Below are 14,627 nucleotides of genomic sequence, written 5' to 3'. Positions count from 1 at the left end.
TCGAGCTCAGACTCCACCGCTGCAGCCACGCACATCAGCGACGGATCGACGAGGCCAGCCCACTCAGGCGACGAGCGAAGGCCCGAGGCGTGATGTCGCTCGTGACGACGAGACCCTTATAGAGCGCTCCGGGCACGACAATCGTCTTGTTCTTGGCAACGCCGTCGAGCCCCGCCGCTGCCACGGACTCCGCTGAGGTCCAGGCAAAATCAGGAAACGTTGCTTCGTACTCGGTCGTGTTGCTGTGTTCCTGGAATTCGGTCTTCGTCAAGCCCGGGCACAATGCGGTGACGTGGACACCGGTCCCGCGCAGTTCCTCGTGCAACGCCTCGGTGAGGCTCGTGACATAGGCCTTCGTCGCGGCATACACCGCCAGGCCAGGCGCAGCCTGAAAGCTCGCCACGCTCGACACGTTCAACAGGTATCCCGAACCCCTGGCCGCCATTGCCCGAGCAGCTGCGTTGCTGATTCGAGTCAGCGCCTTCACGTTGAGTTCGACCTCATCGCCAAGCCGGTCCGCGTCAAGCTCGGCAAACTGACCACTGGTTCCGAATCCGGCGTTGTTCACGACCAGGTCGATCGGGTCCTCAGTGTTGCCGACCGCCTCCATCACGGCGTCTTGGCCAGCTGCCGTTCCCAGATCAGCTTCCAGCACGCTGAACCCGTCGAACTGCTCGGCGATCTCCCGGAGCTTGTCGCCCCGTCGAGCCACGAGCACCGTCGGTACCCCGGCCCGCCCGAGTTGCCGCGCCATCTCGGCGCCAATGCCAGAAGACGCGCCGGTGACGAGTGCGGTCGTGAACGGGAAGGAAGGCATCCGTTCACCGTACCGACGCGGACCCGCCTTGTCGGCATGGTCCGCGTCGATGGCGCTGTAGCGCAGCCGATTCTGCGCTCAGGCTGCCGACGGGTCGTGTCCGATGACGACGTCTTCGTTGTCGCCGAGCACGTAGCGGTGCAGTCCCGCGCCGATGGCCGCACCGATGAGCGGCGCCACCCAGAACAGCCACAGTTGTCCGAGCTGGTCACTGCCGGCAAAAAGCGCCTGCGACGTCGACCGAGCAGGGTTGACACTGGTGTTCGTGACCGGGATGGAGATGAGGTGAATCAGGGTGAGCGCGAGGCCAATGGCCAGACCACCCATTGCTGGGGCCGCCTTCTTCGCAGTTGCGCCAAGGATGACCACCAGGAAGACCGCGGTCAACACGATCTCCGCGATCAAAGCTGCGGCGAGGCTGTACCCGCCAGGCGAGAACTCGCCGTACCCGTTCGAGGCGAAAACACCAGCGCCCTCTCCGATCTCGAAGCCTGCTTGACCGTTGGCAATGCCCAACAGGACAGCGGCACCGATGATGCCCCCGATGACCTGTGCGCCGACGTACCCGGCTGCGTGCTTCGGATCAAAACGCCCGGCAACGACCATGCCCAACGTCACGGCCGGATTGAAGTGCCCACCCGAGATGTGCCCAAGCGCGTATGCCCCGGTCAGCACGGTGAGACCGAACGCGAGGCTGACGCCGACGAAGCCAATACCGAGGCTGGTTCCGTTTCCGCCGACTCCGAAGTCGGCGGCGAGTACTGCAGCGCCGCAGCCACCGAGTACCAGCCAGAAGGTTCCCACGAGTTCCGCAACCAGCGGCTTGACCTTGAATTCCATTGTTCTGCTCCTTCGACGCAATCGAGGCTCGACTGCCGCCGACGACGATAAAGCATCAAGGAAGTGCGAACGCTGATCGGAGCCGCCTCAGGGCGTCAGCATCCGGGAAGAATCCACTGACTCGCGCTCGTGAACCAGCTCACGCGACGAGGTTCCCCTCAACCGCCTGCTGGCGAAGTGCGGCTACGCCGTGAAGCCGGTGGCGGTGAGGCGCGCCTGGGCGCGGGCCTTACCGGCAACAGCGTCGGCGATCGCGTCGGCGACGGTCTCGGCGCGCAGCGTTTGCTGGTGGCGCTCGAGTGAAGCCTTGGCGCGGTCGACGTCGATATCGCCCGCCAGTTCCGCGGTGTCAGACAGCAGCGAGATCTTCGTGGGGTTGCCACTGACTTCGACGAAGCCACGGTGAACGGCAATGTCTTGCACCTTGCCGTCGGTCTGAAAGACCCGCGTGTGGTTCTCGACGAGAACACCGAGGAACGCAGCGTGGCCTGCCTGGAAAGCGATCTCGCCTCCGCCCGCAGTACGCGTGATGACCATGTCGGCTTCGCCCGAGTAGAGCACCTTCTCCGGTGAAACGACTTCGACGATGATGGGATCAGCCATGATCAGGCTCCTTCCACAGGGTGGTTCGACAACAGGTTGCTGCCGGCGTGCTCGAACAACATGTGTTTGATCAGCTCTCCGAGAGCTGCTTGGCCTTGGCCTGCACCTGGTCGATGTTGCCGACGTTGAGGAACGCTTGCTCGGGCAGATCGTCGAGGCCACCATCGATGATGGCTTCAAAGGACTCAACCGTTTCGGCGACCGGCACGTACTCGCCTTCAAGGCCGGTGAAGACCTTCGCGACGAAGAACGGCTGGGACAGGAAGCGCTCGACCTTGCGGGCACGAGACACTGTGAGTCGGTCCTCTTCGGACAGCTCATCCAGACCAAGGATGGCGATGATGTCCTGCAGTTCCTTGTAGCGCTGGAGAGTCTCCTGCACACGCCGGGCCACTCCGTAGTGGTGGTCACCGACGACCTCGGGGCTCAGGATGGTCGACGTCGACGACAGCGGATCCACTGCCGGGTAGATGCCGAGCGAGGCAACGGTACGGCTGAGCTCGGTCGTGGCATCAAGGTGGGTGAAGGTGGTGAACGGCGCCGGGTCCGTGTAGTCATCGGCAGGCACGTACACGGCCTGCAGCGACGTGATCGAGCGACCCTTTGTGGAGGTGATGCGTTCCTGCAGCTGGCCCATCTCGTCGGCCAGTGTGGGCTGGTAACCCACTGCCGAGGGCATACGACCGAGGAGGGTCGACACTTCTGAACCGGCCTGCACAAAGCGGAAGATGTTGTCAACGAACAACAGCACGTCCTGGCCAGCGACGTCGCGGAAGTACTCCGCCATCGTCAGCGCCGACAGGGCGACACGCAGGCGCACGCCCGGCGGCTCGTCCATCTGACCGAAGACCAGGGCGGCCTTCTCATAGACACCCGACTCCATCATCTCAAGGCGGAGGTCGGTTCCTTCACGGGTCCGCTCGCCCACACCGGCGAACACAGACACACCACCGTGCTGCGAGGCCACACGGTTGATCATCTCGGTGATGAGCACGGTCTTGCCCACGCCAGCGCCGCCGAACAGGCCGATCTTGCCGCCGGCGACGTACGGGGTGAGCAGGTCGACGACCTTGATGCCCGTTTCGAACATACGAGCGGACGGCTCGAGCGAATCGAAGGTCGGAGCGGGACGGTGAATGTCCCAGCGCTCGACTTCGTCGATGCCCTCGGGCTGTGTGTCGAGTGCTTCGCCCCACACGTTCCAGACGTTGCCGAGCACCTTGTCACCGACCGGCACCTGAATACCGTGGCCGGTGTTGCGCACCGGGGCGCCACGCACCAGACCGTCAGTCGGCTTCATGCAGATCGCACGCACGCGACCGTCACCGAGCTGCTGTGCAACCTCGGCAAGGACCGTGGTCTCTTCACCTTCAAGGGTGATCGTGAACTCGATGGCCGAGTTCAGCTCGGGCAACGCGCCGCGCGGGAACTCGACGTCGATGACGGGGCCAGCGATGGCGACGACCCGGCCGTCTTGCAGTTCATTCTCTGTCATGGTCATGACTTTGGTTTCTCCTGGTGTGTGGTCTTCACAGCGATCCAATGAATGGATCGATCAGATCTGGTCGTCGGAATTTTCGTGAGGGAAGGACCTAGGCGGTCGAACCGCTCGAGGCTTTTTCGGCTTCGTCAAGTCGCCGACCGAAGTAGTCGTCGCCCATGTCGACGTAGCCCTGGGTGGCATCGCCGCCGTCAAGCGCTGCTGCGCCGCCGACGATCTCCATGATCTCGGAGGTGATCGAGGCCTGACGTGCACGGTTCATCACGATGCTGAGGCTGCCGATCAGTTCTTCGGCGTTGTCGGTCGCGGACTTCATCGCCCGCTGACGGAAGGCATGCTCGGATGCCGCAGCGTTGAGCAGCGCGGCATAGATGCGAGCTTCGACATAGCGCGGCAGCAACGAATCGAGAATCTCAGTCGGGTCGGGTTCGAATTCGTAGTCGCCGCCCGAACCGTCAGAGCTGCCGGCCTTGCCATCGCCGCCGGCGACCGTATCGGCCGACAGCGGAACGAGTGGACGCAACACGACTTCCTGGTTACCAGCGGTGATGAAGCGGGTGTAGACAAGCTCGACCTTGTCGACCTTGCCTGTGACAAACAGGTCCACAACGTATTCGCCAATACGGCGGGCATCTTCGTAGCTCGGCTGATCGCTGAAGCCCATGAAGGACTGGCTCAGCTGGTAGTCCCGGAAGCGGAAGTAGCCCTCGGCCTTTTTACCGACTGGGACAATGGTGTAGTCCTTGCCGGCGAGCACATCGGCCTTGACTTCACCTTCGGTTGCACGTTGCACGCCGGCGTTGTACCCGCCGCACAGACCACGATCGGCGGTGATCGCCACGTAGCAGGTGGTCTTGACCTCGTCACGACCAGCAAGCATCGGCACATCGTTCGATGCTCCGGCAGCTGCGAGATCCTTGACCACCTCGGTGATCTGCTCGGAATACGGGACGGCGGCCTGCACTCGCTGCTGAGCCTTCACGATGCGCGAGCCAGCAATCAGCTCCATGGCGCGCGTGATCTTCTTCGTGGACTGCATTGCCTTAATGCGGCCACGCAAGATCCGTTCTGTTCCACCTGCCATTATGAATTCCTCCGGCTCAGACCACGCTGCTGCGACCAAATCTGGTCGCCAAAGGTGGCAGCTTCATCGCTGGCTCTTCCCTCAGCGCCCAGTGCGCAAATCGTGTACATGGTCATCTTTCGATCGTCGTCGGTGTGGATAGGGCTGCGGAGTTATTCCGTGGCCAGCGTCTTGTTCGACTCGGCGGCACCCAGTTCATCGGCATCCACCGATGTCGGGTCGATCGGGTTGCCCGAAGCATCGCCAGAGACGGCGAACTGTGCCTTGAAGGCGTCGACGGCAGGAGCGAGCGAGTCAGGAATCTTTTGAGTCTTGAGCTCGTCCATCAGGCCGCCGTGGTTGGACCGCATGAAGTCGAGCAGCTCGGACTCGAAGCGCTGCACGTCGGAAACGGGCAGATCGTCGAGGTAGCCCTTGGTGCCGGCAAACAGCGAGACAACTTGGTCTTGGACAGCCATCGGGCTGTTCAACGGCTGCTTGAGCAGCTCAACGAGGCGGTACCCGCGCTCGAGCTGGGCCTTGGAGATCGCGTCAAGTTCGGAACCGAACGTGGCGAATGCTTCGAGCTCACGGAACTGCGCGAGGTCGAGCTTCAGCGTTCCGGCAACGCCCTTCATCGCCTTGGTCTGAGCAGCCGAGCCGACACGCGACACCGAGATGCCCACGTCGACTGCGGGGCGCACACCCGACTTGAAGAGGTTGTCCTGCAAGAAGACCTGGCCGTCGGTGATCGAAATCACGTTGGTCGGAATGAAGGCTGACACGTCGCCGGCCTTGGTCTCGATGATCGGCAGCGCAGTCAGCGAACCGGCACCGTTCTCGTCGGAGAGCTTGGCGGCACGTTCGAGCAGACGGCTGTGCAAGTAGAACACGTCGCCCGGGTACGCCTCACGGCCCGGCGGGCGGCGCAGCAGCAGTGAGATCTGACGGTAAGCGTCAGCCTGCTTCGAGAGGTCGTCATAGACGATGAGGGCATGCTCGCCGTTGTCCATCCAGTGCTGGCCAATGGCTGCTCCGGCATATGGGGCGAGGTACTTGAAGGGAGCCGGGTCGCCCGCAGGTGCGGTGACAACGACGGTGTACTCCATGGCGCCGGCCTGGCGGAGGGTGTCGACCGTCTGCGCGACGGTCGAGCCCTTCTGACCGATGGCCACGTAGATGCACTTCACGCCAAGACCCTTTTGATTCAGGATCGTGTCGATGGCAACAGCGGTCTTGCCGGTCTTGCGGTCACCGATGATCAGCTCGCGCTGGCCGCGACCGATCGGGGTCATGGCATCAATCGACTTGATGCCAGTCTGCAGCGGCTCGTGCACGGGCTGGCGGCCGAGGATGCCCGGTGCCTGGATTTCCATGCGGCGCTGCTGTGTGCCAGTGAGTTCACCGGCACCGTCGACGGGTTCGCCGAGGGCATTGACGACACGACCGAGGACGCCGTCGCCGACCGGCATCGACAGGATGCTGCCGGTGGCCTTGACGGTCTGGCCTTCTTCGATCTTGTCGACGTCGCCGAGCACAACGGCGCCGATCGACGATTCGTCAAGGTTGAGGGCGAGGCCGACAGAGCCGTCTTCGAACTCGAGGAGCTCGTTGACGGCGGCGTCGGGAAGACCGGACACGCGGGCGATGCCGTCGCCGACTTCGGCGACGCGTCCGACGGTGCGGGCCTCGAGTGAGGGCTCGAAGCCTTCGAGGTTCTTCTTGAGCGCCGATGCGATGTCGGCGGCGGAGATAGTGAGTTCAGCCATTCTGATAATCCCTAACAGTCAGCAAATGAGTAGTCGTGCGGCATCCGGGTCGGCTCTTAGAGCCGGCTCTTCAGCTGGTCGATGCGAGTACGAACGGTGTCATCGATGACGGTGTCACCGATGGTGGCCACGACACCCCCGATGACGGAGGGGTCAACGACGGCCTTGAGGCTGATGCTCATGCCCGAGGCGTTTTCGAGCGCCGCTTTGAGTCGGGCCTGCTGGTCGTCGGAAAGCGCGACAGCAGTACGGACTTCGGCGACAGTGAGAAACTTCGAGCCAGCAGCGCGCTCGACGAGCTGATCGACGATGGCCGGAAGCTCACGGCCACGACCGGAGCCGACCACCATCGACACCAGCTGTGTCGTGGTGCTGGTGGCCTTACCGCCGAGCAGATCTTCGACGATGGCCTGGCGCTTCTCAGCGGGCACCTGATCGTCGGTCAGTGCGTTGCGGAGTTCGTCGCTCGACTCATATGAGCGAGCGAAACGGAACAACTCGTCTTCGACTTCGTCGAGAGTGCCCTCAGCGCGGGCGATCTCGAACAGTGCTCGGGCGTAACCCTGAATACGTGCGTCGCTCATGATGAAGCCCCCACTCGTGCGATGAATCCTTCGATCAGATCCTGCTGTGCGGCGTCGTCGAGGGTGCCGTTGACGACACTGTCGATGGCGCTCGATGAATACCGTGCGATCTCGGCACGGAGCTCGTCACCACTGCGACCAGCTGCAGAAACCAGTTCGGCCTCGGCACGAGCCTCGATATCGGCCATTTCGGCTCCGAGCCGTTCCCGGCCGTCAGCGAGGAGCGCTTCAGCCTGGGCGTCGGCGTCGGCATAGAGCCGGCTGCGCTCGGCATCAATATCGCCCTTTGCGGAGCGGATGCGCACCGCTTCGGCCTCAGCGGCAGCCGCTGCAGCAGCGGAGTCGTCGAGTTCTTTCTGGATTCTCGCGGTGCGGTCCGAGAAACTCTTCTTGATCGTCGGTCCGGCGAACTTGAAGAGCGCACTGAACACGATGATCGACGCCAGCGAACCGATGATCATTTCGCCCGTGGGCGGCAGAATCGGATGCAGTGACGTTGAGCCAACACCGTCGTTCGGGACGGACTCGGCTGCGATGAATGCGTTGACTGCGGCGATCAGGCTCATGCGTTTGCTCCCATTGCCGCGTCGACTGCGGCGGTCACGACGTCAGCACTGGGTGCTTTGCCTGCAGCGAGTTCTCCCGCTCGGGCAGCAACGTCAGAGACCGCTGAGGCGACCTGCGAACTCGCTGCCTGGCGAGCAGCTTCGACCTCGGCCGCTGCTGCTGCACGCTTCTCGGCGATGCGGGCATTGACGGCTGTGAGCTGTTCGTTGCGCTCACCTTCGAGCGTGGCCCGAGCAGCGTCCACACGACCCTGGGCGTCGGCGCGAACCGAAGCAACCTGTGCGTCGTACTCAGCAACTTCGGCCCGGGCGGACGCGGTGAGCGTCTCGGCCTTCTCGAAGTCGCCTTGGATGCTGTCGTAGCGCGCGGTCATGCCGGCCCGAACCTTCGGGAACAGGACGTAGCGCAACACGATGGCGAGCACGACGAACGAACCGAATCCCCAGACGATCTCTTTGACCTCGGGGGCGATCGGGATGAGTTCGGGACACCCAGCCGACGAAGTATCGCTCGTCGGAAACTCGGGGTTGCCCTCGAGATCGGTGCGCTCACACGTGTCGGCTTCGATCAGATTGACCTGAACGACGCTTCCAGTGTGCGAAGTTGTGACGACTGCTGTCAGCACGTCGACTCCTTGCGTTGATGAATGAATTGGACCAAGTGTCTGGGGAGTTCGCTCAGGCGAACTTCACCAGGATGAAGACCACGAACCCGATGAGGGCGAGGGCTTCGGTGAAGGCGATGCCGAGGAACATGGTGGTACGCACCATGCCCGCTGCTTCGGGCTGACGGGCCATTGCCTCGACGGACTTGCCGACGAGGTAGCCGATGCCGATGCCAGGACCGATGGCGGCGAGGCCGTAGGCCAGACCGGCATTGGTTGCTGCCGCGATGTTCTTTGCCTCGGGGTCAAATGCGCCGGCTTCTTCGGCTGCGACGAGTGCGCTGAGTGCTTCCATGATGGTGATTTCTCCTGTGTGCTTTCTGAGATGAGTGGGAGATCGGTTGATCCGGACGGATCAGTGTTCTTCGCCGTGACCGGCAGTTGAGTTGCTGAAGTAGACGGCGGCGAGGATCGTGAAGATGTAGGCCTGCAGGAATGCAACGAGAATCTCGAAGCCCGTCAGGAAGATCAACATGAAGAACGGCAGGATGCTCGTCGGGACCAGCAGGAGCTGCTGGGTTTCCGCGGTCACCAGGGCTTCGGTCAACAGACCGAAGGTGACCAGCAGAATATGGCCGGCCATCATGTTCGCCATCAATCGGACGGTGAGGCTGAACGGCGTGATGAAGATCGTCGACACGAACTCGATGCCACCAACAAGCGGCTTGAGCGGCGTGGGAACCCCGGGAGGCCACAAAAGGTGGCCGAAGTACTTGGCGCCCTGATGCTTCAGGCCAGTGCCGATGAACAGCACCCAGACCAGCAGCGACAGCGCCAGCGGGATCGCCATACGAGCAGTGGCGGGCATCTGCAGAATCGGGATCACGCCCGGGATGTTGCAGAGGAAGATGAAGATGAAGAGGCTGAGCAAGAACGGCGTCCAGCCGAGACCCTGCTTGCCGAGGGTCTGCATCACGATGCCCTCTTCGATGAATTCGACCGTGGTCTCAGCGAGGTTGCGAGCGCCGGTCGGCGCCTTCTTGGCGTCAGCTCGCGCTGCGAGCGTGAACAATGCCATGCCAATCAATGCCGAGGCAACGGCAATGAGGGCAACTTTGTTGAAGGACGGGAAGATGTCCTGCCATCGAAGAATTTCGTTGATGGGAGGGAAGACGAGGCCACGTTCAGCGAGCACGTTGATTTCCGTTTCAGTCGTGGGGGTTCAGCGGATGGGTGATCAGCGGGAGGGAGGATAGGTCAGATTGTGTGGTCGCGACTCACTTGCGGGACATCTGATTTCAGACCCGGTTGTGAAAGCGAGAGTGCGACGTACTTCATCTCCCAGAAGAGGAGACCAAGGTGCGTCACGATGATGGTCGATCCGAGTGCCGGAAGTGAAATCCAAGACGCGTCTTTCACGATCCACACGGCGAGAAAGATCAAGGCGAGACGAATCAGGTACCCGAACATCGTCGCGCCCATCATCAATCCGACCGAGATTCGGGCAGCGCCGGCAATCAACGCGGCGGCGAGAGCGAAGTTCACCAACACGATGGCGACGCCGTACGCACTCGAGAAGGCCCCGTTGACACCCCAGATGACACCGCAGATCGCAATGATGATCGGCGCAACGATGAGCCCACGCTTGATCATGTCGTTCGACACGGCCACTTCGGGGGCGGGCCCCTCGAATCGTGTCGTGAATGCGTCGCCCGCGGTGGCGCTCATCCGGCAGCCTCCGGATCGACAGCCGCTGCTTGCGCAGCAGCATTTCGTGCCGCAGGTCCGCGACGCTGCTCGTCAAGTTCGTCCATGCGCGCTTCGTAGCGGTACTTGAACTTCAAGAAGAGGCCGACCGAGCCGATCACGGTCATCACGATCATGAAGAGCGGCATGGTGCCAAAGAGGCGATCGAGTCCAAAGCCGGCGAGCAAGAAAAGCACCAACATGATCACGGCGTCCATGCCATGGCCGAGGGAATCCTCGGTGTTCACGCGCTTCTGCGTGTTGATGGGGAGCAGCTTCATGGGTCTGTGCGAGTCGAAGAATGTGGTTCAGGGCAGAGCAACGAATTCAGTACGAATCGGAGCTTGTGAACGCATGCACAACCTAGTGGTCGCGCTCCCCCGACGGCAACTGTGTGCGAAAGTTCTCGCCTGACACGTCGAGTTGAAGCTGCTCGTGCTCGACCGTCTGCTGAATGTCCGGCCGATCGAGACCGTCTGGCGGCGTGCCGTTCTCTCGGCGTCGAGCTCGCACACTGGGGTGCAGCACCGTGTAGAGGACAATCCCAATCACCGCGATACCGAACGGCAAGTACGTCGGGTTCTGATCGGTCAGCGTCGGGTACAGAACAAAGGCACTGAGCAGGGCGGTCCACGTCCAGAGAATGACGACGCTCCGTCGGTGGCCGTGGCCCATCTCCATGAGGCGATGATGCAGGTGACCCTTGTCAGCCGAAGCAAGACCCTGTCCGCTCGTGGCCCGGCGGACGATCGCGAAGAGCGTGTCGAAGATCGGCACGCCCAGGATCAGGAGCGGGATCGCCAGCGGCGCGAGGAAGAAGTACGTCGTGCCGACCGACTCCTCGCCCACCTCGACACGGCCACCGACCACGCTGGTCGATACCGCCATCAGGAGCCCGAGCAGCAGCGCCCCTCCGTCGCCCATGAAGATGCGTGCCGGATTGAAGTTGTGCGGCAGAAATCCGAAGCAGATACCGGCGGCAACGACGGCGAACAGCGGTCCAACGTTGGCGGTGTCGAGCAATTCGAGCGTTGCGAGGCGCTCGCTGTAGAGGAAGAACGCAACCGCTCCGATGCCGACAATGCCCGCCGCGAGTCCATCGAGACCGTCAACCAGATTGATTGCCTGACTCATGCCGACCAGCCACAGCACGGTGACCAGCGGGCTGAGCGACTCATCGAGGAAGATCGCGCCTTCGTAGAACGGCAGGCGGAACGCAAACATCTCGACACCGAAATAGACGAGCACGACACCGGCGAGCACCGTGCCGAACACCTTGGCAGGTGCCGAGATATCCCGGACGTCGTCGATCAGTCCGACGACGAAGATGATCGTCGCTGCGATGAGCACACCCCACGGTTCGGAGTTGCTCTCGAACAACACGTCGAGAGATCCGGTGAACCAAGCCGTCACGAAGGCGGCGACGAAGCCGACATACATTGCCAGGCCGCCGATGTCGGGCAGCGCCGTGTCATGCACCGTGCGATCGTTCGGGAGGTACACCCAGCCAAGCCGTCGGGCCAGCATTCCGACGAGTGGTGTGACACAGAAAGTCGCAACCGCCGCCACCGCTCCCACCAGGAGGTAAGACCCAAGCGTCGGCACGAGCCCCGATACTACGCGCCCCTCCCCCCACACTCCCCCGTTTGCGTACCCGGGGGGGTCGGATACGACACCGGATGGGTACGCAAACGGTTTTGTTTGCCGGACCGGGCGTCGCCGAGCCCACTGCAGAGGTGTGCGGAACGATCTCGCCCAGCTGGCGGAACAGCAGGACGGCGTCGTCAGCCGTCGCAACATGTTCGACCTTGGGCTGACGAAGGACATGATCAGCGGGTTGGTCCGGCGCGGCGTGCTGCGGCGCGTCGCGCCGCAGGTCTTTGTCATCTGCGGCGCTCCGACGACACGCCGCCAGCAGCTTCGGATCGGCCTCCTTGCGCTCGGTGACGAAAGCTGGATCAGCTTCGAGGCGGCCGCCGTCCTGCGCGGCTTCGACCGCTCGCCCGATCACGCGGTCGAATTCTCCGTGCTGCGATCAAATCGATCCCGACACATCCACGACTCGGTCCACACAACAAAGTGGATGCCGATGGGCGACCGCGTGCGCGTGGATGGGTTGCGAGTCACATCGGCCACCCGCACCATTCTCGATCTGGCCCTCGCCAGGTCGCCCCGAAGCCGCCTCGAGGCAGCCATCGACTCAGCCGTTCGCCTGCAACTCTCCGCTCCGACTGTCATTGCTCGCCGACTTGAGACGCTGCGTGGTTCGGGACGATGGGGCGTTCGGACGATTGATGCGCTGCTTCCCGACTCGGGTGGACACTCAATGCTCGAACGGCGATTCCTCGAACTTGTCCGCGAGGCCGGGCTTCCACGCCCGCGGACCCAGGTCGTTCACCGCAAGGGCAACCGACACATCGCTCGTGTCGACTTCCTGTTCGAGGACCACGGCATCGTCATCGAAGTCAACGGCCGCCGCGGTCACGCCTCAGACGCCGAGCGAGAGCGCGATGGGCAGCGGCGAGGGGAACTCACCGACCTCGGTCTCCTCGTCTATGAGTACACCTGGAATGAGATCACCAAGGATCCATACGGAGTCGCGCGCACCCTCCGCGAACGGCTCGCCGCCCATGACCGTTTGCGTACCCAAGGTGTGTCGCCGGCGCCACATACCGGGTACGCAAACGGGTAGGAGAGTTAGTAGGCGGGGAACTTGGCGCAGAGAGCAGCGACGTCGAACTTGACCTCGGCGAGCGCGGCCGCGTCATCGACGTTGCGGAGCGCACGCGCAATCAACGCGGCGATCAGCGGCATCTCCGCTTCAGTCATCCCCTGCGTGGTGACCGACGGCGTACCGATACGCACGCCACTGGTGACGAACGGGCTGCGCGGGTCGTCGGGGATGGTGTTCTTGTTGAGCGTGATTCCGGCCTCGTCGAGGGTGGCTTGCGCAACCTTGCCGGTCAATTCCGCATCGAACGGCGTGAGGTCGACCACCATCAAGTGATTGTCGGTGCCGCCAGAGACGAGTCGAAAACCCTCGCTCGCCAATGCCGCAGCAAGCGTCGAGGCGTTCTTGACCACCTGGTGTGCGTACTCCGTGAACGACGGGTCAGCTGCCTCGCGGAAGGCAATTGCTTTGCCGGCGATGGCGTGTTCGAGCGGGCCGCCCTGCCAGCCAGGGAACACGGCCTTGTCAATCGCCTTGGCGTGCTCGGCCTTGCTCAGGATGCAACCACCACGCGGTCCACGCAGGGTCTTGTGGGTGGTGAACGTGACCACGTCGGCGAACGGCACTGGGTTCGGGTGCGATCCCCCGGCGACAAGCCCGGCGAGGTGCGCGATGTCGAACATCAGCAGCGCACCAACCTCGTCGGCAATCGCCTTGAACGGCTCGGGGTCGAGGCGACGCGGGTACGACGTCGTACCGGCCACGATCATCTTCGGACGATGTTCGAGCGCAAGTTCGCGGACATTGTCCATGTCAATGCGGTCCTCGGCACCGGTGCCGTACGCGACGAAGTTGTACAGCAGCCCGGATGCGTTGACCGGAGATCCGTGCGTGAGGTGGCCACCGTGGTCGAGACTGAGGCCAAGAACGGTGTCACCAGGTGTGAGCAGTGCTTGGTACACACACATGTTGGCATTGGCACCCGAGTGCGGTTGCACGTTCGCATGCTCCGCGCCGAACAGTTCCTTGACCCGATCGATGGCGAGCTGTTCGATGTCGTCGACGATCGCGTTGCCGCCGTAGTACCTCTTGCCGGGGTACCCCTCGGAATATTTGTTTGTGAGCACCGAGCCCGTGGCAGCCATCACTGCGGGCGACGTGAAGTTCTCGCTGGCGATCAACTGCAGGCCGGTGGTCTGGCGCTCGACTTCACGCGCGAGGAGCGACTGCACCTCGGTATCGGGATCGGTATCAGAAGGGAAGGGCATCGGAGATCCTTGTTTGAGAAACGTCGCAAGCGGGGCCTGACCCCATGTGTGACTCTATTTGCGACTCTTTAAAAGTTGGCTTCGAGTTCGGTGATCTGATCGACGCGGCGCTGGTGGCGGCCGCCTTCGAACGCTTGGGTCAAAAAGATCTGCACAACCTCTTCAGCGACGCCGGTGCCGACAACACGCGCACCCATCGACAGCACATTGGCATCGTTGTGTTCACGCGCCATGCGCGCCGTGTAGAGACAGTTGCAGAGTGCTGCTCGAACACCTCGCACCTTGTTTGCCGCCAATTGCTCGCCCTGGCCACTGCCCCCGAGGACGATGCCAAAGTCGGCGTCGCCGTCGCGAACAGTTCGTCCGACGCCAGCGCAGATTTCGGGGTAGTCGACCGACTCAGTCGAGTGGGTCCCTTGGTCGTCGACGGAATGCCCGGCGGCCTCCATGAAGCCGATGAGGTGCTGTTTGAGTTCGTAGCCCGCGTGGTCGGAGCCGATTGCGATTCGTGCCATCGGTGGCGAGTGTAGGAGTCGTGCGCAGAGCGGCGCGCACCTCTTGACGAAACGTCCGGCTTGCAGCCGGAGGCGACGT

Annotated in this window: 17 protein-coding genes; 1 reads left to right on the top strand and 16 read right to left on the bottom strand. The window is 62.8% G+C overall.

What is annotated here, in order from left to right; all coding sequences use genetic code 11:
- Positions 1–34: 34 nt before the first annotated feature.
- The 14 genes from ACH2DW_RS02525 to ACH2DW_RS02460 form a co-directional block, all read right to left on the bottom strand.
- The gene (locus ACH2DW_RS02525) at positions 35–817 is read right to left on the bottom strand and encodes an SDR family NAD(P)-dependent oxidoreductase (RefSeq protein WP_394928138.1); all 783 of its coding nucleotides are present in this window, start codon (positions 815–817) and stop codon (positions 35–37) included.
- Between the two features lie 78 nt (positions 818–895).
- Positions 896–1,657, bottom strand: a complete 762-nt coding sequence (gene aqpZ / locus ACH2DW_RS02520; protein ID WP_394928137.1) for an aquaporin Z — start codon at positions 1,655–1,657, stop codon at positions 896–898.
- A gap of 183 nt (positions 1,658–1,840) precedes the next feature.
- Positions 1,841–2,260, bottom strand: coding sequence for an ATP synthase F1 subunit epsilon (atpC, locus tag ACH2DW_RS02515; RefSeq protein WP_394928136.1), 420 nt, complete (start codon positions 2,258–2,260; stop codon positions 1,841–1,843).
- A gap of 70 nt (positions 2,261–2,330) precedes the next feature.
- Positions 2,331–3,761, bottom strand: a complete 1,431-nt coding sequence (gene atpD / locus ACH2DW_RS02510; RefSeq protein WP_394928135.1) for a F0F1 ATP synthase subunit beta — start codon at positions 3,759–3,761, stop codon at positions 2,331–2,333.
- A 91-nt stretch (positions 3,762–3,852) separates the two neighbouring features.
- Positions 3,853–4,845, bottom strand: a complete 993-nt coding sequence (locus ACH2DW_RS02505; RefSeq protein ID WP_394928134.1) for a F0F1 ATP synthase subunit gamma — start codon at positions 4,843–4,845, stop codon at positions 3,853–3,855.
- 152 nt (positions 4,846–4,997) lie between these two features.
- The gene (gene atpA, locus ACH2DW_RS02500) at positions 4,998–6,593 is read right to left on the bottom strand and encodes a F0F1 ATP synthase subunit alpha (RefSeq protein WP_394928133.1); all 1,596 of its coding nucleotides are present in this window, start codon (positions 6,591–6,593) and stop codon (positions 4,998–5,000) included.
- A 56-nt stretch (positions 6,594–6,649) separates the two neighbouring features.
- Positions 6,650–7,177, bottom strand: coding sequence for an ATP synthase F1 subunit delta (atpH, locus tag ACH2DW_RS02495; protein WP_394928132.1), 528 nt, complete (start codon positions 7,175–7,177; stop codon positions 6,650–6,652).
- The gene (locus ACH2DW_RS02490; protein WP_394928131.1) at positions 7,174–7,743 is read right to left on the bottom strand and encodes a hypothetical protein; all 570 of its coding nucleotides are present in this window, start codon (positions 7,741–7,743) and stop codon (positions 7,174–7,176) included. Before ACH2DW_RS02490 ends, atpH begins: the two co-directional genes overlap by 4 nt.
- Positions 7,740–8,369: a hypothetical protein gene (locus ACH2DW_RS02485; RefSeq protein WP_394928130.1), complete on the bottom strand. Its 630-nt coding sequence runs from the start codon at positions 8,367–8,369 to the stop codon at positions 7,740–7,742. The genes ACH2DW_RS02490 and ACH2DW_RS02485 overlap by 4 nt, the downstream gene beginning before the upstream one ends.
- Before the next feature lie 52 nt (positions 8,370–8,421).
- Positions 8,422–8,703 (bottom strand): ATP synthase F0 subunit C, encoded by a 282-nt coding sequence (atpE, locus tag ACH2DW_RS02480; RefSeq protein WP_394928129.1) that lies wholly within the window; start codon positions 8,701–8,703, stop codon positions 8,422–8,424.
- Between the two features lie 60 nt (positions 8,704–8,763).
- Entirely contained in the window at positions 8,764–9,543 is a 780-nt protein-coding gene (atpB, locus tag ACH2DW_RS02475; RefSeq protein WP_394928128.1) for a F0F1 ATP synthase subunit A, read from the bottom strand.
- Between the two features lie 62 nt (positions 9,544–9,605).
- Positions 9,606–10,076, bottom strand: coding sequence for an ATP synthase subunit I (locus tag ACH2DW_RS02470; RefSeq protein WP_394928127.1), 471 nt, complete (start codon positions 10,074–10,076; stop codon positions 9,606–9,608).
- On the bottom strand, positions 10,073–10,375 hold the full coding sequence (locus ACH2DW_RS02465; protein ID WP_394928126.1) for a hypothetical protein: 303 nt from the start codon (positions 10,373–10,375) through the stop codon (positions 10,073–10,075). Before ACH2DW_RS02465 ends, ACH2DW_RS02470 begins: the two co-directional genes overlap by 4 nt.
- 82 nt (positions 10,376–10,457) lie before the next feature.
- Positions 10,458–11,699: a glycosyltransferase family 4 protein gene (locus ACH2DW_RS02460; RefSeq protein ID WP_394928125.1), complete on the bottom strand. Its 1,242-nt coding sequence runs from the start codon at positions 11,697–11,699 to the stop codon at positions 10,458–10,460.
- A gap of 133 nt (positions 11,700–11,832) precedes the next feature.
- On the opposite strand from ACH2DW_RS02460, the gene ACH2DW_RS02455 reads away from it, so the two are divergent.
- On the top strand, positions 11,833–12,786 hold the full coding sequence (locus ACH2DW_RS02455) for a DUF559 domain-containing protein (protein ID WP_394928124.1): 954 nt from the start codon (positions 11,833–11,835) through the stop codon (positions 12,784–12,786).
- 5 nt (positions 12,787–12,791) lie between these two features.
- Here the strand turns inward: ACH2DW_RS02455 and glyA are convergent, their stop codons facing one another.
- The gene (gene glyA / locus ACH2DW_RS02450; protein ID WP_394928123.1) at positions 12,792–14,033 is read right to left on the bottom strand and encodes a serine hydroxymethyltransferase; all 1,242 of its coding nucleotides are present in this window, start codon (positions 14,031–14,033) and stop codon (positions 12,792–12,794) included.
- Between the two features lie 68 nt (positions 14,034–14,101).
- Positions 14,102–14,548, bottom strand: a complete 447-nt coding sequence (gene rpiB / locus ACH2DW_RS02445) for a ribose 5-phosphate isomerase B (RefSeq protein WP_394928122.1) — start codon at positions 14,546–14,548, stop codon at positions 14,102–14,104.
- Positions 14,549–14,627 lie beyond the last annotated feature (79 nt).

Origin of the sequence: uncultured Ilumatobacter sp., assembly GCF_963980585.1 — a bacterium.
GTDB lineage: Bacteria > Actinomycetota > Acidimicrobiia > Acidimicrobiales > Ilumatobacteraceae > Ilumatobacter_A.
Note: the sequence above shows the minus strand (reverse complement) of the source record. Positions and strands in the feature narration are given on the sequence as shown.

What these genes read in the sequence shown, in the direction of transcription:
- atpH (WP_394928132.1), bottom strand. Translation starts at nt 7,177, where the DNA reads ATGAGCGACGCACGTATTCAGGGTTACGCCCGAGCACTGTTCGAGATC.
- aqpZ (WP_394928137.1), bottom strand. Translation starts at nt 1,657, where the DNA reads ATGGAATTCAAGGTCAAGCCGCTGGTTGCGGAACTCGTGGGAACCTTC.
- ACH2DW_RS02505 (WP_394928134.1), bottom strand. Translation starts at nt 4,845, where the DNA reads ATGGCAGGTGGAACAGAACGGATCTTGCGTGGCCGCATTAAGGCAATG.
- ACH2DW_RS02525 (WP_394928138.1), bottom strand. Translation starts at nt 817, where the DNA reads ATGCCTTCCTTCCCGTTCACGACCGCACTCGTCACCGGCGCGTCTTCT.
- glyA (WP_394928123.1), bottom strand. Translation starts at nt 14,033, where the DNA reads ATGCCCTTCCCTTCTGATACCGATCCCGATACCGAGGTGCAGTCGCTC.
- atpA (WP_394928133.1), bottom strand. Translation starts at nt 6,593, where the DNA reads ATGGCTGAACTCACTATCTCCGCCGCCGACATCGCATCGGCGCTCAAG.
- ACH2DW_RS02470 (WP_394928127.1), bottom strand. Translation starts at nt 10,076, where the DNA reads ATGAGCGCCACCGCGGGCGACGCATTCACGACACGATTCGAGGGGCCC.
- ACH2DW_RS02490 (WP_394928131.1), bottom strand. Translation starts at nt 7,743, where the DNA reads ATGAGCCTGATCGCCGCAGTCAACGCATTCATCGCAGCCGAGTCCGTC.
- rpiB (WP_394928122.1), bottom strand. Translation starts at nt 14,548, where the DNA reads ATGGCACGAATCGCAATCGGCTCCGACCACGCGGGCTACGAACTCAAA.
- atpC (WP_394928136.1), bottom strand. Translation starts at nt 2,260, where the DNA reads ATGGCTGATCCCATCATCGTCGAAGTCGTTTCACCGGAGAAGGTGCTC.
- atpE (WP_394928129.1), bottom strand. Translation starts at nt 8,703, where the DNA reads ATGGAAGCACTCAGCGCACTCGTCGCAGCCGAAGAAGCCGGCGCATTT.
- ACH2DW_RS02465 (WP_394928126.1), bottom strand. Translation starts at nt 10,375, where the DNA reads ATGAAGCTGCTCCCCATCAACACGCAGAAGCGCGTGAACACCGAGGAT.
- atpD (WP_394928135.1), bottom strand. Translation starts at nt 3,761, where the DNA reads ATGACCATGACAGAGAATGAACTGCAAGACGGCCGGGTCGTCGCCATC.